Source organism: Photorhabdus cinerea, from assembly GCF_011189575.1.
Classification (GTDB): Bacteria; Pseudomonadota; Gammaproteobacteria; order Enterobacterales; family Enterobacteriaceae; genus Photorhabdus; species Photorhabdus cinerea.
The window spans coordinates 1-2,961 of record NZ_PUJW01000081.1 but is presented as its reverse complement, the minus strand read 5'-3'; the positions used below and the strand labels follow the sequence as shown (position 1 = coordinate 2,961).

Annotated in this window: 4 protein-coding genes; all 4 read left to right on the top strand. The window is 46.2% G+C overall.

What is annotated here, in order from left to right; all coding sequences use genetic code 11:
- Positions 1-74 precede the first annotated feature (74 nt).
- Positions 75-1,151, top strand: coding sequence for a phage baseplate assembly protein (locus C5469_RS22535; protein ID WP_166310901.1), 1,077 nt, complete (start codon positions 75-77; stop codon positions 1,149-1,151).
- The gene (locus C5469_RS22530) at positions 1,151-1,738 is read left to right on the top strand and encodes a phage baseplate assembly protein domain-containing protein (RefSeq protein WP_166310903.1); all 588 of its coding nucleotides are present in this window, start codon (positions 1,151-1,153) and stop codon (positions 1,736-1,738) included. Before C5469_RS22535 ends, C5469_RS22530 begins: the two co-directional genes overlap by 1 nt.
- Entirely contained in the window at positions 1,735-2,181 is a 447-nt protein-coding gene (locus C5469_RS22525; protein WP_166310899.1) for a phage GP46 family protein, read from the top strand. Before C5469_RS22530 ends, C5469_RS22525 begins: the two co-directional genes overlap by 4 nt.
- Positions 2,171-2,961, top strand: a 791-nt coding sequence (locus C5469_RS22520) for a baseplate J/gp47 family protein (RefSeq protein WP_166310897.1), incomplete at its 3' end; no start/stop codon positions are given. The genes C5469_RS22525 and C5469_RS22520, both read left to right, overlap by 11 nt.

Here is a 2,961-nt window from a genome sequence, read left to right as displayed (position 1 = left end):
AGTGATGAGCTAGTCCAAGCCGTCTCTCCAGTTCACCCGGCGTTTATGCCCATTAAATTCAAGGCGCTGAAACAATGAAAAGTGATGAGTTGTCATTAGTGATCGGTGGGCGAAGGATCTTTGGATGGGATAGTGTGCGGGTGACGCGGGGTATTGAGCGGTTGCCATCAGATTTCGATTTGATGTTAATGGATTATTACCCCGGCAATGATGAGAAGCAACTTGTAGAACCCGGTGAAAAATGCGAAGTATTTTTGGGTGATGATCGAGTAGTAACGGGCTATATCGATAGCTGGAACCCATCAGTTTCAAAGAATAAACACGAAATAAAAGTGTCTGGGCGGGGTAAATGCCAAGACTTAGTAGACTGTTCAGCAAAGTGGCCGAACAACGTGATCAGCCAGGCTACTCCACTCCAGATTGCTCAGAAACTCGCGCAATGGTATGACATTCAAGTGACATCTGATGTTGATGATATGCCAACTGTTCCTCAGTTCACACTAAACTGGGGTGAGTCTTCGCAAGAAGTTATTGATCGCGTTACCCGCTTTGCTGCTCTTCTTTACTACGACTTGCCAGACGGCAATTTAATCATGACGAGGGTAGGTACAGAGCTGGCCGCAAGTGGGGTTGAGCAGGGAAAGAACGTCGAAACATCAGATTACAATAGTTCAATGAATGAACGGTTTTCTGAATATACCGGCTTGTCTTTTGCTATAAGCGGACTCAACGAAACAAGTAATGACAGCGGTTATGATGTCGTCACGTTAGCAACAGCCAGTGATCCCGAAGCTAAGAAAATGCGCTATCGGAACTATGTCACCATCATAGAAAGCACGCTTATATCAGCAAAGCGGGCACAAGAGTCGATTGACTGGGAAATGAACCGCCGCTACGGACGCTCAAAAGTGCTGAAAGTGACGGTTGATAGCTGGCGAGATAGTAGCGGTAAATTATGGCAACCCAATACATTGATCCCTATTCACATGCCCATCTTCGGACTTGAAAATGAGCAATGGCTGTTGTCGGAAGTGACATATACCCGAAATGGCGACAATGGTACACAAGCGCAATTAGTTTTAATGCCGCCAGCCGCTTTTAGTGTTCAGCCATACGAATTTTACGCAATTTTGAGAGAGACGATCAGATGATGAATGATGCAATCAGAAAGTTGTCTCGGCGGGTTGAGATGATGTTAGGGCTTGGCAAAATTAAGACTTCACGTGATAGCGGAAACATTCAAGTTGTTCAGTACCAGACGCCAATCGAGGTTCGGGACAACACGGCAAGGATGGCTGAATTTGGCTTCTCTTCTGCATTGCCAGCCGGGACAGACGTTGTGATTGGTTACTTGGGGGGAGACCGTTCCAGCGCTGTCGTGATTGCCAGCAACAATAAAAAATATCGGCATAAGAATTTAAATCCCGGAGAAGTAGTGCTCTATAACCAATGGGGCTTACATATCTTATTAACCGAGTCAGGGATCACTATTGAAGCCAAAGGCCAGCCAGTGACTATAAATAACGCCACTCAGGTAACAATCAACGCTAGCGAGTCTGTACTTTGTAACACGCCAATTCTAAAAGTGACAGGTGATATCGTTGATAACTGCAATAGCAATTCTTCAACAATGAAACAGTTGCGTGATTCCTATAATAATCATACACATAAAGTATCCGGTGTGGAGTCTGGCGGTTCAACAGTAACAAGTCAGAAAATCGGGGAGCCAGTGAAATGAGTGATATTACTTCGTGCTGGGATGTGAATAAGATTCATGCCGATTGGCTGGCGGGGAACGGGGATTTGGTCACTGGGGACGATTTGCAAACGGCTATGATAGTTAGTCTATTTACAGATAGACAGGCACGTAGCGATGATGAAATCGATGGGGTTGACAGAAAAGGCTGGTGGGGTGATGTTGGCTCGGATTATCAAATCGGTTCGCGATTGTGGTTGATACGCCGCCAAAAACTCACTACCGCCGTAGCTCTGAAAGCAGAAGATTATGCGCGTGAGGCGCTACAATGGATGTTAGACGATGGCGTTGTCGCTTCTGTAAATATCAATACTCAAATCGTTTACCCAAATCGCTTAAACATGATCATTCGTTATCAGCGCCCCGGACGTGAAGCAGAAGACTTAAGATTTTTCTGGGTATGGGAACAACATAATGCCATTTAAACGACAAACACTATCTGAACTACGTGAGCAGAACCGCAGCTTTTTACAGTCTGAACTTGATGATGTTGGTACATTGCTGCGATTTTCTAACATGGGCGTGCTTGCGGACATGGATGCAGGCATGGCACATTTGCACTACGGCTATCTTGACTATATCGCACTGCAAACAACCCCCTTTACTGCAACAGATGAACACCTGGCAGGCTGGGGGGCAATGAAAAAGGTCTTTCGCAAGCCCGCCAATGCTGCAATTTGCAATGATTACCAGTTTACAGGAACGGAAAGCGTAATTATTCCGGCAGGGACGATACTAAATCGCGGTGACGGTTATCAATACAAAACACTTTATGATGTTCGCATAGCACAAGACGGTACTGCTAATGCATTAATAACCGCCATTTTGCCCGATATTTCTGATGATGCTACCGGGGGAGGAAGTGCAGGTAATGCTGACGCGGGGACAGTGTTAACACTCGATCAGAGTATTGCCGGGGTGGACGTTCAGGGAAAAGCAGTAACACCCATCATCGGCGGGGCTGATATTGAAAATGAAGATGATTTTCGTTCCCGGATTCTGCTTGCTTATCAAGGACTTTTGTCCGGTGGTTCTGACGATGACTACAAGTTGTGGGCGTTATCCGTACCGGGTGTTACTCGCGTATGGATTCGTCGTAGAGCAATGGGCGCGGGGACCGTTGGCATCTACATTATGTGTGATAATAACGGAAAGGGCGGTTTCCCAACGGGTACAGATGGGTTCTCCAGCTTAGAAAACTACGG